24 protein-coding genes are annotated in these 26,933 nt (G+C 64.8%); 17 read left to right on the forward strand and 7 right to left on the reverse strand.

Annotated elements, in window-relative coordinates:
* The first annotated feature begins 20 nt into the window (after nt 1-20).
* The 17 genes from J2R76_RS37435 to J2R76_RS37515 all read left to right on the forward strand — a co-directional run bounded on the left by J2R76_RS37435 (nt 21) and on the right by J2R76_RS37515 (nt 21,099).
* Nucleotides 21-1,046 carry a formylglycine-generating enzyme family protein gene (locus J2R76_RS37435; protein WP_253625717.1) on the forward strand — a complete coding sequence of 342 codons (1,026 nt, stop codon included), beginning with the start codon at nt 21-23 and terminating at the stop codon, nt 1,044-1,046.
* The gene (locus J2R76_RS37440) at nt 1,043-2,686 is read left to right on the forward strand and encodes an arylsulfatase (protein WP_253625718.1); all 1,644 of its coding nucleotides are present in this window, start codon (nt 1,043-1,045) and stop codon (nt 2,684-2,686) included. The genes J2R76_RS37435 and J2R76_RS37440 overlap by 4 nt, the downstream gene beginning before the upstream one ends.
* A 68-nt stretch (nt 2,687-2,754) precedes the next feature.
* Nucleotides 2,755-5,289, forward strand: coding sequence for a fused MFS/spermidine synthase (locus tag J2R76_RS37445; RefSeq protein ID WP_253625719.1), 2,535 nt, complete (start codon nt 2,755-2,757; stop codon nt 5,287-5,289).
* A 4-nt stretch (nt 5,290-5,293) separates the two neighbouring features.
* A complete protein-coding gene (locus J2R76_RS37450; RefSeq protein WP_253625720.1) occupies nt 5,294-6,328 on the forward strand; it encodes a MoxR family ATPase in 1,035 nt (344 codons plus the stop codon).
* A 7-nt stretch (nt 6,329-6,335) separates the two neighbouring features.
* Nucleotides 6,336-7,322 carry a DUF58 domain-containing protein gene (locus J2R76_RS37455; RefSeq protein WP_057021076.1) on the forward strand — a complete coding sequence of 329 codons (987 nt, stop codon included), beginning with the start codon at nt 6,336-6,338 and terminating at the stop codon, nt 7,320-7,322.
* Nucleotides 7,315-7,806, forward strand: coding sequence for a DUF4381 domain-containing protein (locus J2R76_RS37460; RefSeq protein WP_253625721.1), 492 nt, complete (start codon nt 7,315-7,317; stop codon nt 7,804-7,806). The genes J2R76_RS37455 and J2R76_RS37460 overlap by 8 nt, the downstream gene beginning before the upstream one ends.
* Nucleotides 7,799-8,797 carry a VWA domain-containing protein gene (locus tag J2R76_RS37465; protein WP_253625722.1) on the forward strand — a complete coding sequence of 333 codons (999 nt, stop codon included), beginning with the start codon at nt 7,799-7,801 and terminating at the stop codon, nt 8,795-8,797. Before J2R76_RS37460 ends, J2R76_RS37465 begins: the two co-directional genes overlap by 8 nt.
* Nucleotides 8,790-10,310 (forward strand): VWA domain-containing protein, encoded by a 1,521-nt coding sequence (locus tag J2R76_RS37470; RefSeq protein ID WP_253625723.1) that lies wholly within the window; start codon nt 8,790-8,792, stop codon nt 10,308-10,310. Before J2R76_RS37465 ends, J2R76_RS37470 begins: the two co-directional genes overlap by 8 nt.
* Nucleotides 10,307-11,701 carry a BatD family protein gene (locus tag J2R76_RS37475; protein ID WP_253625724.1) on the forward strand — a complete coding sequence of 465 codons (1,395 nt, stop codon included), beginning with the start codon at nt 10,307-10,309 and terminating at the stop codon, nt 11,699-11,701. The genes J2R76_RS37470 and J2R76_RS37475 overlap by 4 nt, the downstream gene beginning before the upstream one ends.
* On the forward strand, nt 11,698-12,750 hold the full coding sequence (locus tag J2R76_RS37480) for an HAD family phosphatase (protein ID WP_253625725.1): 1,053 nt from the start codon (nt 11,698-11,700) through the stop codon (nt 12,748-12,750). Before J2R76_RS37475 ends, J2R76_RS37480 begins: the two co-directional genes overlap by 4 nt.
* Nucleotides 12,747-12,989 carry a DUF3302 domain-containing protein gene (locus J2R76_RS37485; protein ID WP_057021056.1) on the forward strand — a complete coding sequence of 81 codons (243 nt, stop codon included), beginning with the start codon at nt 12,747-12,749 and terminating at the stop codon, nt 12,987-12,989. The genes J2R76_RS37480 and J2R76_RS37485 overlap by 4 nt, the downstream gene beginning before the upstream one ends.
* Nucleotides 12,989-13,930: an HlyD family secretion protein gene (locus J2R76_RS37490; RefSeq protein ID WP_253625726.1), complete on the forward strand. Its 942-nt coding sequence runs from the start codon at nt 12,989-12,991 to the stop codon at nt 13,928-13,930. The genes J2R76_RS37485 and J2R76_RS37490 overlap by 1 nt, the downstream gene beginning before the upstream one ends.
* Nucleotides 13,931-13,945: 15 nt before the next feature.
* Nucleotides 13,946-15,379, forward strand: a complete 1,434-nt coding sequence (locus J2R76_RS37495; RefSeq protein ID WP_253625727.1) for a DUF1254 domain-containing protein — start codon at nt 13,946-13,948, stop codon at nt 15,377-15,379.
* A gap of 41 nt (nt 15,380-15,420) precedes the next feature.
* Nucleotides 15,421-16,884 carry a DUF1254 domain-containing protein gene (locus J2R76_RS37500; protein ID WP_253625728.1) on the forward strand — a complete coding sequence of 488 codons (1,464 nt, stop codon included), beginning with the start codon at nt 15,421-15,423 and terminating at the stop codon, nt 16,882-16,884.
* Nucleotides 16,881-17,900 (forward strand): DUF1254 domain-containing protein, encoded by a 1,020-nt coding sequence (locus J2R76_RS37505; protein WP_253625729.1) that lies wholly within the window; start codon nt 16,881-16,883, stop codon nt 17,898-17,900. Before J2R76_RS37500 ends, J2R76_RS37505 begins: the two co-directional genes overlap by 4 nt.
* 49 nt (nt 17,901-17,949) lie before the next feature.
* Nucleotides 17,950-18,975: a transporter gene (locus tag J2R76_RS37510; protein ID WP_253625730.1), complete on the forward strand. Its 1,026-nt coding sequence runs from the start codon at nt 17,950-17,952 to the stop codon at nt 18,973-18,975.
* 21 nt (nt 18,976-18,996) lie between these two features.
* Nucleotides 18,997-21,099, forward strand: coding sequence for an adenylate/guanylate cyclase domain-containing protein (locus J2R76_RS37515; RefSeq protein WP_253625731.1), 2,103 nt, complete (start codon nt 18,997-18,999; stop codon nt 21,097-21,099).
* A 129-nt stretch (nt 21,100-21,228) separates the two neighbouring features.
* Here the strand turns inward: J2R76_RS37515 and J2R76_RS37520 are convergent, their stop codons facing one another.
* From J2R76_RS37520 to J2R76_RS37550, 7 genes are all read right to left on the reverse strand, one after another.
* Nucleotides 21,229-21,510, reverse strand: a complete 282-nt coding sequence (locus tag J2R76_RS37520; protein WP_057021052.1) for a hypothetical protein — start codon at nt 21,508-21,510, stop codon at nt 21,229-21,231.
* 95 nt (nt 21,511-21,605) lie between these two features.
* Nucleotides 21,606-22,118, reverse strand: coding sequence for a MarR family winged helix-turn-helix transcriptional regulator (locus J2R76_RS37525; RefSeq protein WP_076823768.1), 513 nt, complete (start codon nt 22,116-22,118; stop codon nt 21,606-21,608).
* Nucleotides 22,119-22,195: 77 nt separating this feature from the next.
* Nucleotides 22,196-23,509, reverse strand: a complete 1,314-nt coding sequence (locus J2R76_RS37530; RefSeq protein WP_057021050.1) for an MFS transporter — start codon at nt 23,507-23,509, stop codon at nt 22,196-22,198.
* Nucleotides 23,510-23,546: 37 nt separating this feature from the next.
* On the reverse strand, nt 23,547-23,873 hold the full coding sequence (locus J2R76_RS37535) for a non-heme iron oxygenase ferredoxin subunit (RefSeq protein WP_253625732.1): 327 nt from the start codon (nt 23,871-23,873) through the stop codon (nt 23,547-23,549).
* 8 nt (nt 23,874-23,881) lie between these two features.
* The gene (locus J2R76_RS37540) at nt 23,882-24,397 is read right to left on the reverse strand and encodes an aromatic-ring-hydroxylating dioxygenase subunit beta (RefSeq protein WP_057021073.1); all 516 of its coding nucleotides are present in this window, start codon (nt 24,395-24,397) and stop codon (nt 23,882-23,884) included.
* Nucleotides 24,397-25,770 (reverse strand): SRPBCC family protein, encoded by a 1,374-nt coding sequence (locus J2R76_RS37545; RefSeq protein ID WP_253625733.1) that lies wholly within the window; start codon nt 25,768-25,770, stop codon nt 24,397-24,399. The genes J2R76_RS37540 and J2R76_RS37545 overlap by 1 nt, the downstream gene beginning before the upstream one ends.
* 244 nt (nt 25,771-26,014) lie before the next feature.
* Complete coding sequence (locus J2R76_RS37550; protein WP_253625734.1) at nt 26,015-26,911, reverse strand: LysR family transcriptional regulator; 897 nt, start codon at nt 26,909-26,911, stop codon at nt 26,015-26,017.
* Nucleotides 26,912-26,933 lie beyond the last annotated feature (22 nt).

The following is a 26,933-nucleotide window of genomic DNA, read 5'->3' on the forward strand; positions in this document are numbered from 1 at the left end:
GCCCAAAGAGGTGCATCGCCATGTCCCGGGTAGAGATCGCCTCCGCTGAACGAGAGCGTGACGACCGCGTCCAGACCGACGACATGGTCTGGATTCCCGGCGGCACGTTCCGCATGGGCTCCGACCATCACTATCCCGAGGAGGCGCCGGCGCATCGCGCCTCGGTCGACGGCTTCTGGATCGACCGCACCCCGGTGACCAACGCTCAATTCCGCGAATTCGTGCGGGAGACCGGGCACATCACGGTCGCCGAGCGACCGCCGGATCCTGCGCAATATCCGGGTGCGCTGCCGCATATGCTCTACGCCGGCTCGCTGGTGTTTCAGCCGCCGCGCCGCGTCACCACCCTGCGCGACTGGAGCCAATGGTGGACCTTGATGAAGGGCGCGAACTGGCGCCGCCCCTACGGCCCGCGCAGCAACATCAACGTGCTCGGCAGCCATCCGGTGGTCCACGTCGCCTATGCCGATGCGCTCGCCTACGCCAAATGGGCCGGCAAGGAGCTTCCGACCGAAGCCGAGTGGGAGTTCGCGGCGCGCGGCGGGCTCGAGGCCGAGGAGTTCGCCTGGGGCAACGCCTTGACGCCCGGCGGCAAGCACATGGCCAATACCTGGCAGGGCAATTTCCCGATTCAGAACCTCTGCGAGGACGGCTTCGACCGGACCTCGCCGGTGACCGCGTTTCCGCCCAATGGCTACGGCGTCCACGACATGATCGGCAATGTCTGGGAGTGGACCGCCGACTGGTGGTCCGCCCGTCATGAGGCCGACGCCGCGAAGCCCTGCTGCATCCCGCAGAATCCGCGCGGCGGTCGCGAGGAGGCGAGCTACGACCCCGCCCAGCCCGCGATCAAGATTCCGCGGAAGGTGCTGAAGGGCGGCTCGCATCTCTGTGCCCCGAACTATTGCCGCCGCTATCGCCCCGCCGCACGGCATGCCGAACCGGTCGATACGTCGACCAGCCATGTCGGCTTTCGCTGCGTGGTGCGCCGACCCGATTCTCAACCGTCACAAAAACCTTTCGACAAGCAAGGAGCGTCAGAATGACCGATGAGAGCAATATCGTTGCCAGGCAGTCCGGTAGTCGCGGAGGGCTGCTTCGTGGCTTGTTCGCGGCGGCGTTGGTCGCGACAAGCCTGGCGCCATTTGCCGGGTCTCCCGCGTCAGCGCAGCAGCCGAACGCGGCCAAGCCGAACATTCTCGTGATCTTCGGCGACGATGTCGGCCAGTCCAACATCAGCGCCTATACCCGCGGGCTGGTCGGTTACAAAACACCGAACATTGACCGCATTGCCAATGAAGGCATGATCTTCACCGACTATTATGCCGAGAATAGCTGCACCGCCGGCCGCTCCACCTTCATCACCGGACAGGTCTGCCTGCGGACCGGCCTCTGCAAAGTCGGTATTCCGGGAGCACCGGTCGGCTTGCAGAAGGGCGACATAACTATCGCGCAGGCCCTGAAGCCTCTCGGCTACGCCACAGGTCAGTTCGGCAAGAACCATCTCGGCGATCGTGATGAATACCTGCCGACCAATCACGGCTTCGATGAGTTTTTCGGCAATCTTTATCATCTTAACGCCGAAGAAGAGCCCGAGCGGCCATACTGGCCGAAGGACGACGCAGCTTTCGTCAAAGCCTATTCGCCGCGTGGCGTCCTCAAAGCTTCCGCCGACGGCAAGATCGAGGATACCGGCCCGCTTACCAGGAAGCGGATGGAGACAGTCGATGACGAGACTACAGGTGCTGCGATCGATTTCGTCACGCGACAGGCAAAGGCCAACAGGCCGTTCTTTACCTGGATGAACTTCACTCGCATGCACATCTTTACCCACGTTCGTGCCTCGATGCGCGGGCAAAGCGGCATGCCGGGCAATGAATACGCTGACGGCATGGTCGAGATGGACATGAACGTCGGAAAGCTGCTCAAGACGCTCGATGACCTGAAGATCGCAGACAACACGATCGTCGTCTTCAGCACGGACAACGGCCCGAACGCGTTCACCTGGCCGGATGCAGCGACGACGCCCTTCCGGTCGGAGAAGGACACCAATTGGGAAGGCGCGTTCCGTGTGCCGGCGATGATCCGTTGGCCCGGCCACGTCAAGGCAGGCGAGGTTGCCAACGGAATCGTGTCAGGTCTCGACTGGTTCCCGACGCTCCTTGCCGCCGCCGGCGATCCCGGGGTGAAGGATCGCCTGCTCACCGGCTGGCAGCCGCAAGGCGGCTCGACCACCTTCCGCAATCACCTCGACGGGTTCAACCAGCTCGACTACATCACGGGCAAGGCCGACAAGAGCGCACGCAACGAGTTCTACTACTTCAACGACGACGGTGATCTCGTTGCGATGCGAAACGGCGATTGGAAACATACCTTTGAACGGCAGGATCAGCCCGGCCAGTTCGACGTCTGGGCCCACCCGTTCACGCCTTTGCGCGTGCCAAAGATATTCAATCTGCGCATGGATCCGTACGAGCACGCGGAGATATCGGGCAGCATGTACGATCAATGGCGGGTAGAGAACGCGTACATGATCGCTCAGGCACAAATCAAGGCGGCAGCGTTCCTGCAGACCCTTGTTGAATATCCGCCAAGCCAGCGGATTGCGAGCTTCAGCATCGACCAGATTCGTCGTGCGGTCGACAAGAAGGTCGATGAATCGTTCAAGAAGCGTGGTCTCGAATAGTCGCGAGGCCCTGCGAGACAGGCCAGTGGTATCGGCCTGTCTCGCACTGTATCCAAGGGGACAAGCGGATGGATGCTCGATCGAGCATAGGGTCTGCATCGACCGCGACCCGAGCACACCGAAAGAATCTGGACGCCGGCGCGAGCCGGAGGCTCGTCGCAGCGGCGCTGGCGTTCGTCTCGGGTGCCGCCGGCCTGATCTACCAGGTGATCTGGATCAAGCAGCTCTCGCTCGTGGTCGGCGCTGATGTCTACGCCATCACGACCGCCGTGAGCGCCTTCTTTACCGGCCTGGCGTTGGGCGGCCTGATCTTTGGTGGAAGGGCTGACCGCGCCAGCCAGCCGGCGAAACTCTACATCGCGATCGAGATCGGCATCGGCATAACCGGCGTCGCCACCACATTGATCCTGGCGAATATCGCGCCGGTCTTCGTGGCGATCGAGAGCGCGAGCGGCCTGCTCGCATGGGCCATGGTGTTCGTTCTGGTCGGCATCGCCCCGCTTCTGATGGGTGGAACGCTGCCGGTCCTTGTGCGCGCGGTGCTGCAGAATTCCGGCGATGCCGGCCGCGTCGGTGGCCGGCTATACGCCGCCAACACCGCCGGCGCGATTCTTGGCGCTCTGCTGCCGATGTTTGTCCTCATTCCGCTGTTCGGGGTGCAAGGGACCTCGATCGCGGCGGCGACCCTCAATGCCCTCGCGGCGGCGGGGGCAACGGTGCTTGGCCGGATTCCCCTGGCGTCGGCGAGGATCAAGCCTGCCGGCCGCGCGGCGGCGCATCAACCGCGCCGGGTCGGATTGGCCGTTGCCCTCTATGCCGCCGCCGGCGCAATTGCCCTCGGCTATGAGGTTGTCTGGTCCCAGTCCATCGTTCAGTTCATGAGTACGCGCAGTTTCGCGTTTTCCGTGGTGCTTGCGACGTACCTCGCGGGACTTGCGGCGGGTGCCGCGATCGTTGCGCGGGTAATCGACCGGATCCGCGATCCCTGGAGTGTCTTTGGCCTTCTGATCGCCGCCGCGGGTTTCCTGGCTTTGATCGAGATCGCGGCACTTGGCCATTGGCTCGTGGTCGCGCAGACGGCGACCGAGGCGTTCGTGCTCCGCCTTACCGAAAGCCAGTTCGCCGGCATGTGCGCCCGCTTCGCGGTGGCAGCGTTCTGCATCGTATTCCTGCCGACCTTGCTGCTCGGGGCGGCCTTTCCGGTGGCGCTGCGTCTGGTGGTGCGGGATGCGCATATCGGGCAGGACGTTGGTGCCGTCGTGGCGGTCAATACGCTGGGCGGTGTGGGGGGCGCGCTTCTCACCGGCTTCGTGCTTCTGCCCTGGCTCGGGCTGGTCCACACACTTGCATTGCTCGCAATCGGTGCCGGCCTGCTGGGTGTCTTGGCCTGCTGGGGCGGTCGCTCGAGCCGCACCGGTCTTGGACTGGCATTCGCGGTCGGCGCAGCCTGCATCGTCGCTGCGGTCGCCACGCCGTCCGACCGATTGGCCCAATTGCTGCCGGCAGCGCGGTCGGGAAAAATCATGTTCTATGAAGAGAGCCCGGGTGGGACCGTTGCGGTGGTCAACACCGGCCGCTTCCGCCGGCTCTATATCCAGGGCGTATCCAATTCCGGCGACGCCATGCCGTCGCTGCGCTACATGCGGCTGCAAGCGCTCCTGCCTCTCATCATTCACAATGGCGAGCCGAAATCAGCCCTGGTGATCGGCTACGGTACGGGCATCACGGCCGGCGCTCTCTCGCAATTCCCTGCTCTCGACAGGAGGGTGGTGGGTGAGCTGCTCCCGGCGGTCCTTCGTGCGGCTCCGATATTCGACGGCACCTTCAACGCCGCGTCCGACCCGGGATTGGAGAAGCGCTTGGGCGACGGCCGTCGCCTCCTGCAGCGCGAGAGCCAGACCTACGACCTGATCACGCTGGAGCCGCCGCCGCCATCGGCGGTGGGCGTCGTCAATCTCTATTCTCGCGATTTTTATCGCCTGGCATCGTCGCGGCTGAACGACGACGGGATTGTCGCGCAGTGGTTGCCGCTGCCAACACAGAACGATGAGGACACGCGCGCACTGGTTCGCAGCTTCATCGATGTGTTTCCGTACGCGTCGCTGTGGACATCGGAACTGCATGAAATGTTGCTCGTCGGGTCGCGCCGTCCGATTTTGTTGGATGCGGAGCGCATCAGCGCGAGATTCAATCAGCCCGAGACGTCTGCGGCGCTTTCCGCGGTCGGCGTCAACTCGGTCGCGGCGCTGATCGCAACCTGGATCACCGACCGCGACGGGCTCGTGCGCTACGCGGCGGACGCGCCGGCGGTGACGGACGACAGGCCGCGGATCGAATACGCGACATGGGTTCGTCCGGACGAGTTCAGCCGGACGATTTCGCACATCTGGCAGTACCGTAGCGAACCGCCGCTCAAGGGAGCGGACGAGCAATTCACCGCTTCGCTGCTGAGCGAAAGGCGAGACCTTGATGCGTTCTATCGTGCGGGCCTCAGCGCCTATGCGGGCAACCGGCAGGCTTACGCGCGCGAGATGGCGAGCCTCAGCCAAGCGGCGAGACGGAACCCCTATTACAGGTGGTTTACGGGGTCCAAGGAGCCGTAGTGCAATGTCAGATCACGCCGCAACACAGTTAGCGGCCGCTCCGGCGCGGCGAACTGCCAAGGACTCGGTGGCGCGCGAGGCCGTGCTCGATCTCAAGGCGCGCATCGGCAAGTCGGTGCTCGGGCAGGATCATCTGGTCGAGAGCATGCTGATCGGGTTGCTGGCCAACGGCAACCTTCTGATCGAAAGCCTGCCGGGACTAGCCAAGACGCGGGCGGTGAAGACGCTGGCGAAGAATCTTGCCGCCGACCTGTCGCGCGTGCAGTTCACGCCGGACCTGCTGCCGTCGGACGTGACCGGCGCGGAGATCTACCTGCAGACCGAGAAGGGCGGCCAGTTCCAGTTCCAGAAGGGGCCGATCTTCGCCAACCTCGTGCTGGCGGACGAGATCAACCGCGCGCCGGCCAAGGTGCAGTCGGCGCTGCTGGAAGCGATGGAGGAGCGACAGGTCACCGTTGCCGGCAAGACCTACAAGATGCCTGACCTGTTCATGGTGCTCGCGACCGAGAATCCGATCGAGCAGGAGGGCACCTATCCGCTTCCCGAGGCGCAGCTCGACCGCTTCCTGATGCATGTCGTGATCACCTATCCCGACGAGGCGACCGAAGGCGAGATCATCAAGCTCAATCGCGCCGAGAATGCGCGGAAACCGGAAGCCGGAGCTGCCGAGCCGCCGCCGGTGCCGCAGCAGGCGATCCTCGATGCGCGCGGCGAGCTCGATGGCATTTTCGTCTCCGACCTCGCACAGAAATATATCGTCGACCTGATCTATGCGACGCGGTTTCCCGGCCGCTACGGCGAACCCCTGAGTAAATGGATCCAGATCGGCGCCAGCCCGCGCGGCAGCCTTGCCATCGACCGCTGCGCGCGGGCGCGGGCATGGCTCGACGGGCAGGATTTCGTCACGCCCGACCACATCCGCGCCGTCATCCACGACTGCCTGCGGCACCGGCTGATCCTGAGCTACGAGGCGGTATCGCAGGGCATCAGCCCCGACCAGGTGATCGACAAAATCACCGAGCTTGTCGCTGCAGCGTGAGGCCGTGATGACGGAGACATCAGCCAGAACGCCCGGTGTCTACGTCGGTCTCGACGATCTGATCGCGCTCGAATTCCGGGATCGCAGGGTTTCGTTCCTGCCGCGCCAGCCGGTGCATAGTCTGCTGTCGGGCCGGTTCGCCTCGCGCATGCGCGGCCGCGGGCTGAACTTCGAGGAGATCAGGGACTATCGCCCGGGTGACGATGTCCGCGAGATCGACTGGAAGGTCACGGCGCGGCTGCAGAAGCCGCATGTGCGCGTCTTCAACGAGGAGCGCGACCGTCAGGCTCTGCTCGTGGTCGATCAGCGGCTGTCGATGTTCTTCGGCAGCCGGCGCGCCATGAAGTCGGTCACCGCGGCCGAGACCGCCGCGATCGGCGCCTGGCGTGTGCTCGGCGTCGGCGACCGGATTGGCGCGATCGTGTTCAATGACAGCGATGTCGTCGAGCTGGCGGCGCGGCGCAGTCGCGCGACGGTGTTGCAGATATTGTCCACCATCGTCGCGCAGAACCAGGCGCTCGGCGTCGGCCGAGGCATCGTTCCGGCGTCAGGCATGCTCAACCGGGCGCTCGAACATGCCGAGCGGCGGACGATGCATGACGCAACCGTGATCCTGATCAGCGATTTCGATGGCGCCGATAGCGCGACGCGCCGGATGATCGGGGCGATCGCCCGGCATAACAACGTGGTCGCGGTGCTGGTCCACGATCCCTTGCAAAGCGATTTGCCGGCCTCGAGCCGGATGACCGTCACCGATGGCGAGCTGCAGATTCAGCTCGAAGTTGGTCGCGAGAGCGTCCGCAAGAGTATCGCGCAGGCGTCGCAGGAGCGGCTGCGCGGCGTATTCGCGTGGACGCGCGAGCTTGGCATTCCGGTGCTGCCGCTGAGCACAGCCGAGGAAACGGCGCCGCAAATCCGGCGTCTCCTGGGCGGGCTGCCGGCCCGGCACGGACGCGGTGGCGGTCACGCCCGAGCGGAGGCGGCTCTTGGCTGATCCCCAACCCGTCATTGTGGATCCCGTCGCGGGCCTGATCGATATCCCGCTGCCCCCGTCGGTGAGCCTGCTTCCGGCGACATGGGCGTCGCGGATCGTGATCGTGCTGGTTGCCGCAGGGGTCGCCGTCGCGGCGTGGCGCCTGCTGCGACATTTCCGCGCCAACCGCTATCGGCGCGCGGCGCTCGCGGAGCTTGACCGGCTGCTGCAGACACAAGGCGGCGTCCCGGAGGGAATGGCCGCGAGCCTCGCGCTGCTGGTGCGGCAGACCGCGCTCGATGCCTTTCCGCGCGAAACCATCGCGCCACTTGCCGGCGCGGGCTGGCTTGCGTTCCTCGACCGTAGCTATGGCGGGAACGAATTCTCGCAAGGCGCGGGACGGCTGCTCGCGACCGCACCGTACGGGCGGACGACGGCGGATGCCGGCGATCTAACGGCGCTGCAGGATCTGGTGCGGCGCTGGATCAGGGGGCACCATGCTTGAGTTCGCATGGCCCTGGATGCTCGCGCTCCTGCCGCTGCCGATCCTGGTGTGGTGGCTGTTGCCGCCGTATCGCGCGCGGCAGGCCTCCGTGATGGTGCCGTTCTTCGACCGCCTTGCGGCGGCAACCGGACAGACCCCGCAGCGCGGCGCCGTCGTGCTGCAACGGCGGCGCATCCAGATGGTGACGGCCGTATTGATCTGGGCGCTCGTCGTCGCGGCGCTGGCGCGGCCGCAATGGGTCGGTGATCCCGTCACGCGCGAGGTTTCGGCGCGCGATCTGATGCTCGCGATCGATATCTCCGGCTCGATGGACCAGCGCGACTTCCGCGGCAGCGATGGCGCGACGTTGACGCGGCTCGACGGCGTCAAGCGCGTGGTCGCGGATTTCATCGCGCATCGGCACGGCGACCGCGTCGCGCTGGTGCTGTTCGGCACCAGGCCCTATGTGCAAGTACCGTTCACGCAGGATCTGCAGACCGCGACCGCGCTGTTGGCGCAGACCGAGGTCGGCATGGCCGGACAGCAGACTGCGATCGGCGACACCATCGGGCTTGCGATCAAGACCTTCGAGGCCAGCAAGGCGCGCGAGAAGCTTCTCGTCCTGCTCACGGATGGCAACGACACGGCGAGCCGCGTCCCTCCGGAGCATGCCGCCGACATCGCGCACCAGAACGGCGTCGTGATCGACACGATCGGCGTCGGCGATCCGGCCGCGACCGGCGAGAACCGCGTCGATCTCGGCGTCCTGCGGTCGGTCGCCGCCACGACCGGCGGCCATTTCTACCGTGCCGAGGACGGTGCGCAGTTGCAGGCGATCTACGCGGACATCGACCGTCTCGCGCCGGCCAAGCTCGATACGCTGTCATGGCGGCCGAAGCAGCCGCTGTTCCAGTGGCCGCTCGGCGCCGCCGTGGTGCTGTCGCTGCTGCTGTGGCTCGGCCTGTCGCTGGAAAGCGGGCTGGGACGAAGGGGAGCGATCGGCCATGCATGACGCGGCCGCGATTCCCTTCCATCTGCTGCGGCCGCTGTGGCTGCTCGCGCTGATTCCCGTCGCTGCCGTCTTCGCATGGGTGCGGTGGCGGCAGAGCCCGCAGGCGCAATGGGGCGGGGTGATCGCGCCGCATCTGCTCAACCATCTCATCGTGCAGCCGGGGACGGGGCGTGGCGTCAGCCCGCTTTATCTGGTCGCCGCCGCGCTGTCGCTTGGCATCGCCGCGTTGTCGGGCCCGACCTGGCGGCGTGAGCTGCCGCCCTTCGTCGAGGACAAGGCGCCGCTGATGATCGCGCTGTCGCTCGACGCAACGATGGGGCAGAGCGACGTCGCGCCGACGCGGCTCGAACGCGCCAAGCAGAAGATCAGGGATCTGCTTGCGGCGCGCGCCGGCGCGCGCACGGGGCTGATCGCCTATGCGGGCACCGCGCATCTGGTGATGCCGCTGACCGACGATCGCGCCGTCATCGAACCCTTCCTCGCCGCGCTTGCCCCGGGCCTGATGCCGTCGCCCGGGAAGAACGCGGTCGCGGCGGTGGCGCTCGCCGCGGAGGCGCTCGCGACCGAAACAGTGCCCGGCACGATCCTGCTTGTCGCCGACGACGGCGGTGACGAGGAGGGAGCGGTTCGTCAGGCTGCCGGACGGAACGGCCTGGTCAAGCTGAGCGTCACGCCGAACAAGGGCGAAAGGTTCGGGCTCGGTTCGGACGTCGTCCAGGTCAGCATCGACGACGCCGACATCGCGGCGCTCGAGCGCCGGATCGAAACCCGCTATCAGGCCGCGCAGGGTGACGCGTTCGGTACGCAATGGCGCGATGAGGGCTTTTGGCTGCTGCTGCCGATTGCACTGCTCAGCCTGCTCTGGTTCCGGCGCGGCACCACGGTGGCCTGGGTTGTCGCCTTCGTCTGTCTGTCGCACGTGTCGTCCGCGAGAGCGGAGGAGCCGCGCCGTTTTGCCGACCTGTGGCTGACGCCGGATCAGCAAGGACGCATCGCCTTCGATCGCGGCGACTATACGACCGCGGCCAAGCGCTTCTCCGATCCGATGTGGCGCGGCATCGCCGCCTATCGGGCGTTCGACTTCCTGACGGCTGCGCAGGAATTCGCGCATGTCGAGACGCTCGAGGGACGCTTTGCGCTGGCTAACGCCCAGGCGCAGAACCACGCCTATGAGAAGGCGATCGCCGCCTATGACGAGGTTCTGAAGGTCGCGCCCGGCCATGTCGCCGCGAAGACCAACCGTGCCATCGTGGTGGCGGCGCTGAAGGCGAAAGAGGAGAAGCGGAAGAAGCAGGAGCAGGACGACAGCGCGCCGCCGGACGAGAAGGCCGACGAGATGCGGGTCGACCCGACCCAGAAGGGCGGCAAGCGGATCGAGGTGAAGCCGACGGATCTCACCACGGCCGGCGCCGCCGAAGCCTGGATGCGTCAGGTCCAGACCACGCCGGCTGACTTCCTCAAGCTGAAATTTGCGATCCAGGACGCGACGCGGCCGGCGGGGACGAAGCCATGAGGCACCCGCTCGCCGCCGTAGCCCTGATGATCGGACTGCTGATGCCCTGCGCGGCGCTCGCCCAGCAAACCGCGCCGGAGCCGATCCTGCGGGTGACGATCGATCCGCCGCGCGTCGTGGTGGGGCAGGCGGCCACGCTGCGGATCGACGTGCTGGCGCCGAACTACATGACGGCGCCACCCGAGCTGCCCGACTTCCAGGTCCGCAATGCCGTGACCCGTCAGTTGCGGAGCATCAATGAAAACGAGCAGCGGGACGGCCTCACCTATGCCGGCGTCCGGTTCGAATTCGCCATCCATCCGCAGGAGCCGGGCAGCTACGCGATCGCTGGCCAGGCGATCACCATCAAATACGCCGCCGAGCCGCCGGCGACGCGCGAGGCCACACTCGCGCTGCCGCCGATCGCATTTGAGGCCTTCATCCCGGACGCGGCCTCCGCCCTGCAGCCGTTCCTGGCCGCGCGCAATCTGTCGATCGAGCAGACCGTCAACCGTTCGTCGGATCAGCTCAAGACCGGGGACGCCGTGACGCGGACCGTCACCGTCAAGGCCGAAGGCATTCCCGCGATGCTGCTGCCGCCGGTGAAGTTCACCGCGTTCGACGGACTCAAGCTCTATCCTGCGCAGCCGTCGCTCCAGGACAAGACCGACGGGCGCACCGATGTGCTGTCCTCGGCGCGCACCGACAGCGGCGTCTACATGCTCGAGAAGGCCGGCGACTATGTGCTGCCGCCGATCGACCTGCGCTGGTGGAACACTGGCGCGCAAAGCATCGATGTGGCGCATCTCGACCCGGTGACGCTGCACGTGGAGGCGAACCCCGCAGCCGGCGCTGCGTCCTCCGTCGACACCTCCGGCCCGCGCCGGTCATGGGGCGCGCTGCGCGATGTCGTCGCCGACCACTGGCTGTCGATCGCGCTCGTGCTCCTGGCGCTTGCCGGGCTCGGCTGGCTGATGCCGCGGATGGTGCGGGCGATCGCGGCGCGTCTTCGCCGGCGTCGCGAGGCCTATCTCCGCTCGGAAGCGTTCGCCTTCAGCGAGCTGCGGCGCGCCGCGCGCCGTGGCGATGCCAAGGCGGTCTACTTCGCGCTGCTCGACTGGCTGCAGCGGTTCGAGCCGGTCGCGCCGCAGCATACGGTCGAGGCGTTCAAGGCCGTCGCCCATGATGCCGCGCTCGATGACGAGATCGGCGCGGTCGAGCGCGAGCTGTTCGCGCCGTCTGCCGGCGCGGTGCGCTGGTCACCGCACCGGCTGCTGCGCCACATCGGCGGTGCCCGGCGCAGCATACGACACGAGACGGCGCGCGCCGCAAGGCACAGGGCGCCGGGACAACTCAATCCGGTTGACGATCGTGTGCTGTCGCTCAACCGGCAGAGGAGGCCTGCGAGATGAGCCGCGATGTTGGTGCCTTTGCCGTCTCGAAGAGATTGCTGCTGATCGCGTTGATCGCCCTGCCGCTCAGCGCGCTGGCGCCGGCGCGCGCGCTGAGCCAGGTCGATCCCTTACCGTCCTGGAAAGACGGCGCGGCGAAATCGGCGATCGTCGATTTCGTCGCGCGCGTCACGACACAGGGCGGGCGAGACTTCGTGCCGCCGGCTGAGCGGATCGCGACGTTCGACAATGACGGCACGCTGTGGACCGAGCAGCCGTTCTACTTCCAGCTCGCCTTCGCGTTCGACCGCGTCAAGGCGATGGCGCCGGAGCATCCGGACTGGAAGACGCGGCAACCCTTCAAGGCGCTTATCGAGAAGGACAGCAAGGCGCTGGCCGCGAGCGGCGAGAAGGGCCTCCTGCAGATCGTGATGGCGACGCATGCCGGCATGACCACCGATGCGTTCGCAAGCTCGGTGCGCGACTGGCTCGCGACCGCCAGGCATCCGCGCTTCAACCGGCCGTACGACAGCCTGGTCTACCAGCCGATGCTGGAGCTACTGGCCTATCTCAGGGCCAACGGCTTCAAGACCTTTGTCGTCTCCGGCGGCGGGGTCGAATTCATGCGGCCGTGGATGGAGCGGGTCTACGGCATCCCGCCGGAGCAGGTGGTCGGCTCGTCCGGCGTGGTGAAATTCCAGATCGGCGCCGACGGTAAGCCGGTGCTGATGAAAGAAGCCAAGGTCGAGTTCATCGATGACGGCCCGGGCAAGCCGGTCGGCATCAACCGGTTCATCGGCCGCCGTCCGATCTTCGCGTTCGGCAACTCCGATGGCGATCTGCAGATGCTGCAATGGACCGCGGCGGGATCGGGCGCGCGCTTCGCCGGTATCGTGCATCATACGGATGCGGTTCGTGAATATGCCTACGACCGGCAGTCGAAGATCGGCAAGCTCGACAAGGCGCTGGATGCCGCCAGCGCGGGCGGCTGGACCGTGGTGGACATGAAGCAGGACTGGAAGGAGATCTTTCCGCCTCTAACCGGCGCCGCGACGGAGGCGAAGCCATGAGCGGCTATGACATCTTCGCCTGGATCGTGCTCGTCATCCTGGTCGCGAGCGCGATCGGCGTGTTCTGCATCGCCGGCTGGCTGCCCGGGCACATCGCGAAATCGCGCAACCACCCCTATGCGCAGGCCGTGATGGTCGCCGGCTGGATCACCTTGATCTGCGGCTTTGCGCTGTGGCCGATCGCGTTCATCTGGGCCTATGTCGATGTGCCGGCGCCGCGCCGGGCGGGAGATGCGTGATGGGTGTCGCGATCTTCAACGTCTATCTTGTGCTGCTGTTCCTCTTGGTGCATTTCAAGATCGTGCGCTTCAACCTGTTCTGGAAGGCGTCTCCCTTCATCGTGCTGGTGTTGCTGCTGTTCGGCCTGCTGGTGCCGATGGGCTGGGGCGCGCCGCAGGGCTCGGCGCTGGTCGTGCGCAACGCGGTGTCGATCGTGCCTGACGTCGCGGGCGAGGTGACCGAGGTGCCCGTCGTCGCCAACGTGCCGCTGAAGGCCGGCGACGTCCTCTTCAAGATCGACCCGACGTCCTATGACGCGCAGGTCAAGGCGATCACGGCGCAGCTGAAACTGTCGAAGACGCGGCTTGCGCAGATGACGACGCTTTACGAACGCGACGCCGGGCGCGGCTTCGACGTCGAGCAGCGGCAGTCCGAGGTCGATCAGCTCAGTGGCCAGCTCGAGGCCGCGCAGTGGAACAGCGACAAGACGGTGGTCCGCGCGCCGGCCGACGGCTACGTCACCAACCTCGCGCTGCGCAAGGGCGCGCGGGTCGCGAACCTGCCGCTGTCGCCGGTGATGGCGTTCATCGACACCTCGAACACCATCATCGGCGTCGAGATCAACCAGATCGACGCGCGCTACGTTGCGCCCGGGCAGGAGGTCGAGGTGACCTTCAAGTTTGCGCCCGGGCAGATTTACTCAGGGAAGGTCGAAAGCGTGCTGCAGGCGGTCGCGACCGGCCAGGCCACGACTTCGGGCACCGCCGTTGCGCCGAAGGCGATCGAGGCGGTGCCGTTCGTCGTGCGCGTCAAGCTCGATGATGCCGCGTTCGCCAACCGTCTGCCGGCCGGCTCGACCGGAACCGCGGCGATCTACACCGACCATCTGAAGCCGACCCACGTCGTGCGCCGCGTGATCCTGCGGCAGCTCGCGATCGTCAATTATGTGAATCCGTTTTGAGTGATGGAGATTGTCATGAAGCCATTGATCGCCGGAGGACTTGCGCTGATGATGGCGACCGTATCGGCATATGCCCAAACGCCGTCCAGCGATGATCTGAATCGCCGCCTGATCGAACGCCGCGCTGTCGAGGCCGTGATCTGGGGCATTCCCGCGGTCAACACCGATCTGATGCGGCAGGAGATGCTGACCAGGACGCCGGGCAAGGTGGGGCAGGTGATCTATTGGGGGCGTCCGCTCGATTGGCACAACCAGACGCTGACGCCGAATCCAGACGCGCTGTACTTCATGACGTTCTTCGACACGCGGAATGGTCCGATCGTGCTCGATCTCCCGCCTGGCGATACGAACGGATCGTTCAACGGCAATATCGTCACGGTCTGGCAGATGCCGCTCGAGGATGCGGGCCTGCTCGGCGTCGACAAGGGTGCCGGCGGCAAGTTCCTGATTCTGCCGCCGGGTTACAACGGCCCGAAGCCCGACGGCTACATCGCGCTGCAGTCCGACACGTTCGGCGGCTACATGCTTCTGCGCTCCAACCTCAAGAGCCACGGCGATGCCGACGTCCAGGCCGCGATCGCCTACGGCAAGCGCATGAAGGTCTATTCCCTGGCGCAGGCGGCCAGCCCGCCGGCGACGGTGTTCAGCGACGTGAAGGACACCGATTTCGATTCCACCATTCGCTACGATGCGGCTTTCTTCGAGCATCTGAACCGGATCGTACAGGACGAGCCGTGGATCGACCGGGATCGGGTGATGATCGATAGCCTCAAGTCGATCGGCATCGAGAAGGGAAGGCCGTTCGCTCCGTCCGAGGCGATGAAGACGGTGCTTGCTTCGGCGGCGAAGGAGGCGGGTGCGTGGCTGGCGGCGAAATACGAAGCCGGCCTGCCGCCGTTTTTCTCCGAGACCAGCCGCTGGACCTTCCCGGCGCCGCCGGATGTCGTCAAAGCCTACGCCGACGGGTTCGCCGATCTGAACGCATACCCGACCGACAGCCGCGCTCTCGCTTACAGCTACGCCTATATCGGCATCAAGCGCCTGGGCGCCGGTCAGTTCTATGCGATCTCGATCCGCGACAAGGCGGGCGATGCCTTCGACGGCAGCAAGACCTATCGCCTCAACGTTCCGGCCAATGTTCCGGTCGAACAATACTGGTCGGTGACCGCCTACGATCGCGAGACCCATGCCCTGATCAAGAACGTCGGGCGGGCCAGCCGGTCCTCGCAAATCCCCGACCTGAAGAAGAACCCGGATGGCTCAGTCGACATCTATATCGGGCCGGCGGCTCCGGCCGGACAGGAGACGAACTGGCTGCCGACCGACCCCGCGCGCAAGTTCGAACTGATGGCGCGCTTCTACGCGCCAAAGAAGGAATTTTTCGACAAGGTGTGGAAGCTGCCCGACGTCGAGCGGATCGCCACCACAACAGGCGGTTCAACGAAATGAAGCGCCGGGAATCAGTTATCGGTACATCAGGGAGTTGCGTGATGAAGGTCCGTCTCTTGCTCGCCACCGCCGCCATTGGGCTCGTTTGCGTTATCCCGGCGTCGGCGCAAACCCAAGCGCCTTACGCGTTCGAGCGCGGCTATCCGACGGCGGATACGACTAGGCGCGCACGCGATGACGCCGACTTCCAGCGGGCGATCACCGCCTATCGGTTCTGGTATCCGACCGTGTCGGTCGAAGGCATCTTCAACGGTAACCGTGAGGTCGGCATCAAGGACGGCGAGAAGATGGGAATCGCCGCGACCGGGCCACGCCAGGTCGGCTTCACGCTGAACTCCGATACCCCGTATGGTTCTGCCACGCTCGATCTGTCCAAGGGGCCGTACGTCATCGAACTGCCGCCCGGCGCTTATATCGGCCTGGTCAACGACCATAACCAGGGCTGGGTGCAGGACCTCGGCCTGCCTGGTCCCGATGCCGGCAAGGGCGGCAAGCACCTCGTGCTTCCTCCCGACTACAAGGGCAAGGTCCCGGAGGGCTACTACGTCGGCCGCTCGAAAACCTATAAGAACCTTCTCGCTGTGCGGGCGCTGCCAGTCGGCGGCGACGTCAATAAGGCGATGGACGCGTTGCGCGCCTTGAAGGTCCATCCGCTCGGCAGCAACGCCAATCTTGCGATCGTCGATACGAGCAAGGAGAAGCTGGACAGTTCCTCGCTGCGTTGGGAGGACAACGGTCAGTTCTGGCAGGTGCTCAAGCGGATCGTCGACGAGGAGCCGATCGTTCCGTCGTTCCTGCCGATGTATGGGCTGCTGTCCGAACTTGGTATCGAGAAGGGCAAGCCGTTCGCGCCCGACGCGCGCATGACCGACATCCTCGCGCGTGCGGCCAAGGCTGGGCGCGACCAGATGCTGGTGTCTGCCTTCGACAGCGCACGGCCCGATCGCATCAACTGGCCGGATCGCAAATGGGAGTGGGTCGGCCTGACGCCGGGCAGCGCGCAATTCGAGACGCCGGCCGGCATGGATCTCGAGGCGCGCGACCGCTGGTTCGCGCAGGCGATCGTCACCTCACCGGCGATGTTCCGCCGCACGGCGGGCGCTGGTTCGCTCTACTGGATGAGTGTGCGTGACAACAACGGCGCCTTCCTCGATGGCGGCAAGAACTACACGCTGAGCATGCCGCAGCCGGTGCCCGGCAAACTGTTCTGGTCGGTCACCGTCTATGACACGGCGACGCGATCGCAGGTGCAGACCGATCAGGATCGCGGCGCGCTACGCTCGATGTTCGAACTGAAGGACATCAAGGGCAGCGCACCGGCGCAGCTCTATTTCGGCCTTGACGCGCCCACGGGCCACGAGGCGCACTGGATCAAGACACAGCCCGGCAAGGGTTGGTTTGCCTATATTCGCATCTATGGGCCGGAAGCAGCGGCCTTCGACAAGAGCTGGAAGCCGGGCGACTTCACAGAGGTGAAGACCGTCACCACCGGGAGCACGAAATGATGCTGCGGAACTTCCTCTTTGGTGGTGTCCTTTGCCTCGTGGGCCAAAGTGCATCGCTCGCGCAATCGCCGGTACCCGTCACGGTCGACAATTTTGCCCGCGCCGAGTCCGATCTCTATCTGGGCAATCTCGCCAAGGGGGTCGGCCTCGGAAAGCTCAACCATCGCCGCGAGCCGGCCAGCATCGACAACCAGACCGTCATCCGGCTCAACCGCGATACGCTCTATACATCAGGGGTGTTCGACCTCGACGCCGGGCCGGTGACGATCACGATGCCGGACCCTGGCAAGCGCTATATGGCACTGCAGGTGATCAGCGAGGATCATTATGTGCCCGCGGTCTATTACGGTGCCGGCAAGCGCACGCTGACGCGCGACAACGTCGGCACGCGCTACGCGGTGGTCGGAATTCGGACGCTCGTCAATCCAAACGATCCGAAGGATCTCGAACAGGTCCACGCGCTGCAGGATGCCATCAAGGTTAGCCAGAAAGGCACCGGCAAGCTCGAACTTCCGAACTGGGACCCCGCCAGCCAGAAAGCCATTCGCGAAGCGCTGCTTGCGCTCAATGATTACACCGGAGGCTTTGCGCATGCTTTCGGACCCAAGGGGCACGTCGATCCTGTCAGGCATCTGATCGGCACGGCCGCCGGCTGGGGCGGCAATCCCGACAAGGACGCCACCTATCTGAGCATCACGCCTACGAAGAATGATGGCACGACGGTCTACAAGCTGACCGTCCGCGACGTCCCGGTCGACGGCTTCTGGTCGATCAGCGTCTACAACGCCAAGGGATATTTCGAGAAGAATCCCTATGACGCCTACACGCTGAACAACATCACGGCAAAGAAGTCCGCTGATGGCTCGATCGCGGTCCAGTTCGGCGGCTGCGACGGCAAGCTCCCGAATTGCCTGCCGACCATGAAGGGCTGGAATTACACGGTCCGGCTCTACCGTCCGCGTGCGGAAATCCTGAACGGCAAATGGAAGTTCCCGGAGGCGCAGGCGGTCAACTGAAGCGCGTGCGAATCCGCTAGGATGGCCTGAACGAAGTGGGGAGATTAGGATGAGGATGGTCAAGAATCACAGGTGCGCCGCACTGGGCATAGCTGGCGCACTCGTACTGTCGGCAGCGCCGCGCGCGGCGTTGGCCGATTCCGGCGGGGTCAGCTTCTGGCTGCCCGGCGCGTTCGCAAGCCTGACCGCCGCACCGGCCATGCCCGGCTGGGCGTATGAGACGATCTACATTCACCTCGACCAAAGCGCCAACGCGGGCAAGAATTTCGTCATCGGCAACCGCGTGCCCGGATCGGTCGTCGCCGGTCTCAATGCGCATGCCGACGTTCTCGTGGAAGGATTTACCTACACCTGGGCTCAGTCGGTGCTTGGAGGCCAGGCCGCCGTAACCTTCCTTACCGCGCCGGGAAATATCGGCGTCGGCGTGGACGCGACGCTGACGGGGCCGCGGGGCAATACGGTCTCGGGCGTCGCAACCGACAACCGCAACACGGTCTCCGATGTCTTCTACCAGGGCACGCTGAAATGGAATCAGGGTGTCAACAACGAGATGGTCTACATCTTCGGCAACATCCCGAGCGGGACCTATGACAGCAGTCGCCTCGCCAATCTCAGCTTCGGATTCACTGCGATCGATGTCGGCGGCGCCTATACCTATCTCAATCCTGAATCCGGCCAGGAGTTCTCGGTGCTGGCGGGCGTCACCTACAATGGAATGAACAAGGATCTGCAGTACCAGAACGGCATCGACTTCCACGTCGACTGGGGACTTTCGAAGTTCGTCGCCAAGAATGTGCATGTCGGTGTCGCCGGCTACTATTTCCAGCAACTCACCGGCGACAGCGGTGCCGGCGCGAAGCTCGGTGATTTCAAGGGACGCGTCGCGGGCATCGGCCCGCAGGTCGGATTCATCTTTCCGGTGGCCGACGGCTATCAGGGCTATCTGAACCTTCGTGGCTACAAGGATTTCGCCGCAGAGAACCGGCCGGAAGGGTGGACGGCGTGGGTGACGTTCCAGCTCTCGCCGGCCGCGCCGGCTACTACACCGACGAAGCCGATCGTGCGCAAATACTAGCGGAGGCGAACGACGAGCTCGATGAGTGATGCGCGCGAGACCGGCCGGGGGCCGGTTCGTATCGGCTTCCGCACCTCGATCATCACGGTGGTCATCGCCGCGGTGCTGGTGGTCGGACTGACGCTGGTCTATCTCAGTTTCAGGCGGGTCTCGTCGATCACGCAGATGGCCGCGAGCACCTTCATCGACAAGGTGGGGCAAATCGGCGCCGATCGCATCGACGCGCAGTTCAAGAATGTGCGCGACAACCTCGAGATCCTGGCAGGAATTCCGGCCATCCAGGAGGCCGACGTCGCCGACAATGTCAGGCTCTACGCCCTGCTGGCCTCGATGCTGCGCAACAATCCGCAGATCTTCAACCTCTATGTCGGGTACGAAGACGGCTCCTTCCTTGAGATGGACGTCATCGATCGCGCCAAGCCGCAATTCCGCACGGCGCTGAATGTCGTCCCCGACGCTGTCTACCGCGTCGTCGTCATTGCCCGCTCCGGGGCGGCCGCCGCGGCGCCGGTGACGCTGTTCCTGTCGGAAAACCTGACCAAGGTCGCCGAGGTGGCGGGGCCGCACAGCTACGACCCGCGGCGGCGTCCCTGGTATGTCGATGCCTTAAAGGATCGCAAGACGCTGCTCACCGGGCCTTATGTGTTCTACGCGACCGGGGAGCCCGGCTACACGCTGCGCACGCCGCTCAGGGAGGGCCGCCGCGGGGTGGTGGCCGCTGACCTGCTGCTCAATCGCCTCGAGGAGATGCTGAGCCGGCAAAAGCTCGGAAAATCGGGACTGGCCTTCCTGTTCAACGACGCCGACCGCATCGTCGGCCATCCCGAGATGCGCGAGCTGATGACGGAACGCAGCGACGCACTGCCCCGGATCGACGTCCTCAAGCTTCCCGGCCTGTCCGCGGCGATCCAGGCCTGGCGCACCGACGGGCTCGCCCAGCAGTTCTTCACCGACGCCGACGGACGGACCCTTGTCGCGGCCTTTCACCGCATCGAGACGGCCGGTGCGGCCAACATCCACCTCGCGGTGGTCGCCCCGCTCGACGAGTTTTTCGCCAAGATCATCTCGGAGCGGCGCGCGCTGTTCGCCATCGCGCTCGGCTTTGTGATCGCGATGCTCCCTTTCGCGTTCTGGCTCGGCTCGCTGCTCGCCCGGTCGCTGCGTGAGCTGGCGCGGCAGACCGACGAGATCCAGCGCTTTCAACTCGCCGACCGGCCGCGGATGCAATCGGCCATCGACGAGATCGATGAACTGGGCCGCTCGGTGTTTACGATGCGCACCGTCGTGCGCAACTTCTCGAGCTTCATTCCGCAGCCGATCGTCCGTCAGCTGATGGAGTCAGGAGCCTCGCTGCAGCTCGGCGGTATCAGGCGCGAGGTCACGGTTCTCTTCACTGACGTCGCCGACTTCACCGCGAAGACCGAGAAGGCGGACCCCTCGCAAGTCATGATCTTCACCTCGCGTTATTTCGCCGCGATGTCGGAGGCGATCATGAAACACCATGGCACCATCGACAAGTTCATCGGCGACGCCGTGATGGCACTGTGGAACGCGCCGGACGAGGATCCCGATCACGTCGTTCATGCCTGCGAGGCCGTGCTGGACTGCGTTCACCGCAATGCCGAGCTCAACCGGGCTTTCCGCAGCGAAGGCTGGCCGGCCTATGGCACGCGGTTCGGCCTGCATCTCGGCGATGCCGTGGTCGGCAATGTCGGCTCCGCCGCCCGCATGAGCTACACCGCGCTCGGCGCCACCATCAATCTGGCCTCGCGTCTCGAAGGCCTCAACAAGAACTACGGCACGCAGGTCCTGGTGAGCGCAGCCGTGAAGGCGCGTGCCGAACACAGATTCGCGTTCCGCAGCGTCGACCAGATCCGGCCGAAGGGCTTTGCCGACGCGATCACGGTCTACGAGCTGTGCGGCGAACGCGGCGATTCGGAGCTGACGTTCTGCGCACGCTGGGAAGCCGTCTACAGTTCGATCCGGTACGCGGAGCCCGCCGCGGCGGCGCTGCGCATTGCCGATTTCCTGGTCGAGTACCCCTGGGATTGTGTCGCGCAGTACCATGCCGAACGGCTGCGCAACGCGGTTCAGCAACCGTTGCTTGATCTACCGGTGCCCTGAGATGCAGGGAGAGGAAATTAGATCCGACACTCGATCTTCCAGGGCCGCTTCGGTCGTCGATCGAGATTGCGTGATCGCCGATGCGATCGTTTCGGCCGCCCCCGCAACAGGGGCGCGTAACGCCGGTGGCTAGGCGGCCATCAGTTGCTGAAGCGCAACAGCCTGCTCACGGGTCTGGAATGCGATGGCGGTGTGGGTAAAGCCCGACGATGCCTGGGTCTGCGCGATGTGATTGAGGACCTCGTTGCCCTTGACCACGTGAAGATCCATTCCCTGGCCGGCCGGGAAAATGCCCAGAACGACGTCGTAGGCCTCGATGATGGCCTTCAAGGCGCCACCCTTGTCTTCCGACGCGTCGATAAAGATACGAACATCCGCGGCGATACTACGAAGTTCGTCAAAGTCGATCACTGGAAGTCTCCCATACGCAACTCACTGATCGATCCTAGCTACAACTTGCTTACTGAAACATAAATTACGCGGGGTTCCTCACCGGACAAGCGTCGCTAGGCGCCGGTCGGCGGCCTCCGCTTCGCAATGCGTTTGACCGGCGCATGGGCCGGCACGGCGTTCGAGGTCTGGTCGGCCATGTGGGGGATGCGGTGCTCGATATGCGCCACGACCCGGAAGAAGCTCTCCAGCGCCTTGGCGTCGAGACCGGCCGTGAGGTTGCTGTGCCGGCGCAGGATTTCATCCAGACTGCGGTCGAGCAGCGCCACGCCCTGCGATGTCAGCCGGATCTCGGTCCGGTTCCGGGCGCTGCCTCGCACCGGCGTCAGCTCGATCAGGCCCTTTTTCTTCAGCGAGGCCGTCTCGCGGCTGACGACGGCCTTGTCCAGTTGCGCATTGGTCCAGATGTCGTAGGCGCTTGCCGGTTCATGCTCCCTGAGAAAGGACAGCACCCGCCATTCCGCGAGCGATACGCCGTAGGCTTGCGGGAAGAAGGCATTGGCATTGGCGCGCAACTTCGCGACCAGGCTGGACAGCACCGTGGGCACGTAGCGTTCGAAATCGATCACCAGCTCCGAGCCCGTGTTCCCTTGCGCGGCGCGGCGCGGGTCAGGGGCTCTGTTGCGGTTTGCGCCAGTCCGGCTCTTCATTCTTTCACGAGTTGAGTGCGCGCGATCAGGACCAACGCCGCCGCGACCAGGAGAACGCCTGTTACCACGAGGAATCCGGTGGTGAAACTGCCCGAGGCGTCCTTGGCGCGTCCGATCACGATCGGGATGGTGGCGCCTCCGATGCTGCCGATGGTGCTGACCAAGCCGATCGCGCCCGGCGCGCTCTGCCGCGACATGTAGGACTGGGGAATAGTCCAGAACACGGCCTGCGTACCATAGACACCGACATTGGCAACCATGAATCCGATGATGATCCAAACCGGCGATGTTGAAAAGGCCGCCATCGCGAAGCCGGCCGCTGCGATCACGAAGGTCATGGCCGCATAATAGAAGCGCTCACCGACATGGTCGGAGTGCCGCGACAACGCGATCATGCCGATCAGGCCGGCGACGGGCGGGATCGCGGTCACGAAACCGACCTGTGAATTCGGCAGCCCGAACGACTTGATGATTTGCGGCAGCCAGGGAAACAGCGAAGCCAGGCCGCAGAACAGGCCGAAATTGCACAGGCCGAACAGCAGCACCATCGGCTTGGTGATGGTCCTGAGCACGCCTTCGGCATGCACCACCCCGGTCGCCTTGGCGTCGCGCTCCAGCGCGCTGGTCAGCCAGTTGCGCTGCGCCGTCGACAGCCAGCTCGCCTGCTGCGGGCGGTCGGTCAGATAGAAGATGCCGACGATCCCGAGAATGACGGGCGGCAGGCCTTCGAGGATGAACAGCCATTTCCAACCCGAGATGCCGAACACCCCGTTCAGCTCGAGGATCGCGCCGGAGATCAGCGAGGCGAAGATATAGGAGATCGGCACCGCATAGTTGAACATCGCGTTGTAGCGGGCGCGGTAGCTGAATGGAAACCAGAGGCTCAGCAGCAGCATCACCCCGGGAAACAGGCCGGACTCGGCAAATCCGAGGAAGCCGCGGAATGCATAGAGGCTGAGCGGGCCCTGCGTGAATGCCATCAGCATCGTGGCGATGCCCCACAGGATCGCGATCCGCGTCAGCGTGACGCGCGCGCCGTATTTGCTGAGGATGAGATTGCTCGGGATCTCGAAGATGGAATAGGTGAAGTACATGATGCCGACCGCGATGCCGAACTTCTCGGCATTGAGCCCGAGCTCCTTGTTCATCTGCAGCGCGGCAAAGGAGATGTTTCCGCGGTCGAGAATGGCGAGGAAATACATCGCCATGACGAACCACATCAGGCGCAGCGCGACTTTGCGGATTGTGGTGCGTTCGATCTGCGGATCGGCGGTCGTCATCGCCGCCTTGTCCATCACGACTTCGGTCATCCCTGTTTCCCCCGATTCTTGATTTTTGATGGTCGTCTTATGCGGGCAGGCAAACTTCGAGCCTGTCGCCTGTCACACGTACCGGATAGGTCCGGATGTCGATCTCGACGGGGCTGGTCAACGCCTCGCCGGTCCGGATATCGAAGCGGCCCATATGCAGCGGGCATTCGATCTCGCAGCCGTCCAGAATGCCGTCGGACAGCAGCGCCTCCGCATGCGTGCAGATGTTGCTCGTGGCGTAGTACTCATTGCCGACGCGATAGAGCGCGATGTGGTGGCGGCCGATTTCGATGCCGTACGGCTCGCCTTCGTTCAGCGCGCTGAGTGCGGCCGCTTCGTGCCAGGTTCCATGATCGTCCGTCATGTGCCCTCTCAAATGCTGTAGAAATCGAGCACGGTCGGGACGCGGTCGTTGACCAGCGTGATGACCTTGCGCGCGATCTTCCAGGTCTCGCCGTCACGCCGCAGCGTGTGCTCGTAGCGCCCGTGCCGCAGATGTTCCTTGGCCATGCGCGGGTCGTAGACGTGGACCGAGAACACCGAATGGCAGGTGATCTGATCGGCGCCGGTTTCCGACGCTTCCAGGTTCGAGATCTGGTGCACGGTGCGCGGCAGCGGCAGCGCGGTGATCGATTTGCGCGACTCGATGCGCGCGATCCGCTCTTCCAGTCCGCGCCGCGCATCGTGGTAGAGCAACGAGACCTGCGTGTCGGGATCATTGGTGGTGGTGTACTCGTCGAGCCAGGCCGGCACCCAATAGACGGCATCCTCGCTGTACATCGCGACCCAGTCGGCCCATTCGCCGGTGTCGAGCAGGCGAGCCTCGCGAAAGATGACCGCGGCTGCGACCGCGCGGGCATCGGTTTGCTTGATTGCGTCGGCCGCCATCACGCCGTCTCCCCGGCAGCGTGCTGCAGCAGCCTGCGCCACTCGCGATACCCGGGATGGAAATTCGTCTCGCCGCCGAAGCTGGTGGGGCCGAACGACCATTCGGAAGGGGTGATGCCGAGCTCGCGCGTGTGCGCGCTCTCGCCGTGGCCGACCTCCGCGATGCCGCGCAGATAACCTTGCGTGGGCGCGGCGGTCGTCGCGTCATAGCCGGTCTGGCAGAACTCATACATGACGTTGTCGTCCGAGCTTGCCAGCCCGGAGGCATTGAAGAAGTCTTCGTAGTTGCGAATACGAAGCGTGCGCGCCGCGGCACTTTCGCCGACCGGAGCAAGGCAATGCGACACCATCTCGGTCTTGTCGGGCGCCAGCGGCCGCCAGGTTCGCACCTGCGCCGACAGGATATCGATGACCTGCAGGTTCGGAAAGATCGTGAGGTTGCGCTGGCGCAGCATCCATTTGGCGCGGGTGCTGCCGACGCGCTGCCGCACCGCGTCGAGACGCGCCGGATCCATGCCGAGCGGCCGGCCATAGAGCTGCGTGCGCTTGATCGACCAGTTGACGGCGTGACCGTAATCGAAGCTGAAGCTGCCTTGCCCTTCCTGCTCGCCTTCCGGCTCCGCAGTGAATCCGGCATCCGGTCCGGCGCTTGCATTGCGCTTCTTCAGGATATCGACGTAGGAGCTGTGTGTGGTCGCGAAGTGATAGTAGTCGAGACCGTTCTCGAACTGCAGCTTCCAGTTTCCATCGAACGTGTAGGTGCTGGCGCCCGGCACGAATTCGACCTCACCGCTGTCGCTCTGATCGATGATGAGGTCGAGGAACGCGCGGGTGTCGCCGAGAAATTCCTCCAGCGGCGGAACGTCGGCGGAGAGGCTCGCGAACAGGAATCCGCGATACGAGCCCAGCCGCGCGACCGGAAGAAGGTCGTGATTGCTGTTCGAGAACGACGGCGGATACTGCCCGCTCGCTTCCTCCGTCACGGAGATGTTGCGTCCGCCCGAGTCGTAGGCCCAGCCGTGATAACGGCAGACATGGAATTTCTGCCGGCCCTGCTTGAACGGGCAGACGATCGTTCCGCGATGCCGGCAGGTGTTGAGGAAGGCGCCGACTTTGCCCTCAGTGCTCCGCATCACCAGAATGGGATGCCGGCCGATATGGGTGGTGACGAAATCGTTGGGCCGAGCGACCTGGGATTCCAGGCCGATGAAATTCCACGTGGCCTCGAAGACATATCGCAGCTCGGCGTCGAACACGTCCGGATCGGTGAAGATCCGGCGATCGACTTCAAAGATGCGTTCGCCGGGGCGGTCGTCGATGAGCCGGGAAATCTCGCTCAGCCTTGCCGCGTGGGTCTGCGAAGCAGCGTTCATAACGTCCTCCCTTCGACTAACCGCCGGCCGCGAAAAGTCGCTCGCAGAGCCGCTCACGGCTCGCGTCTTTTCACGGCGGGAACAGCCGGCTTGATCGCCAATCTTGGAATGACTCTATAGTTGTCATGACAACCATGGTCAAGACGGATTGGTCGATCGGAAGCTGCAGCCGGACGCAACGGATACGGCCCGTGCGTCGGGCTACAGCGAGGAATGAGCAGACCGCTTGCGTGGAGCGGCGGGTTTAACTCTTGCGCGCCGGCGCTGTCAGAATAGTTCCCGCGTCGATCAAAGCGCGGCAGATCTTCTTCAGCGCGGCAATCGCTTCACGCGTGGCCCGGCTCACGGGCCGTCCGCGCGGCAGCGCCAGCACGCGTTCGGCGCGCATCCACGGCAACAGCGCCGCCGACAGCACGCCGGCAGCCACCTCCTGGTGAATGCCGGAGAAGGGCAGCAGCGCGTAGCCGAGGCCAGATGCCACCATGCGTTTCATCGGTGTGCTGTTATCGACCCGCACCGCGCAGAGCATGGTCGACGGGAATGGGTTGCGGCTGAGCGGGGCCACCGCGGACGGCAAGGCGTCGAATTCCTTGCGGGTCAGCCGGCCGCGCTTCAGCAGCGGGTCGCGTGACGGTCCGATCAGGAACACCTGTTCGACGACCAGCGTCTCATAGTCGAGATGGTCGTTGGGGGATGGCGTCGTCACGATCGCCAGATCGAGTTCACCGCGCAGCAGGCGTTCGGACGCGTTCTCAGTCAGGCCCTCGCTCAGTTCGAGCCTCACGCGTGGAAACTGCCTTACGAAGGCCTGGGCCAGCGGCGGGTAGAGGATATCGCCGAGGCTCGGTGGCGCGCCGATCCGCACCGTACCGCTCGGCTCCCGATTTTCCGTGCGCACCTCGGCCTTGATGTCGTCGATCGTGCCGAGCAGCCAGCGCCCCCGCGCGAGCAGCACCTTGCCGGATTCCGTGACGGAGACACCGCGCGCGCCGCGTTCGAGCAGGGCGCCGCCCAATTCCTCCTCGAGTTCCTTGACGTGGCGGCTGAGTGCCGACTGGGCGACGTTCAGCGTGCTCGCTGCGGCGGCAAAGCCGCCACGCTCGGCGACGGCGACGAAATAGCGGATCTGCCGCAGGTCCATGACGGGCGCTCCATCTCAAATC

The sequence above is a fragment of the Bradyrhizobium sp. USDA 4532 genome (assembly GCF_024171315.1).
GTDB lineage: Bacteria > Pseudomonadota > Alphaproteobacteria > Rhizobiales > Xanthobacteraceae > Bradyrhizobium > Bradyrhizobium australafricanum.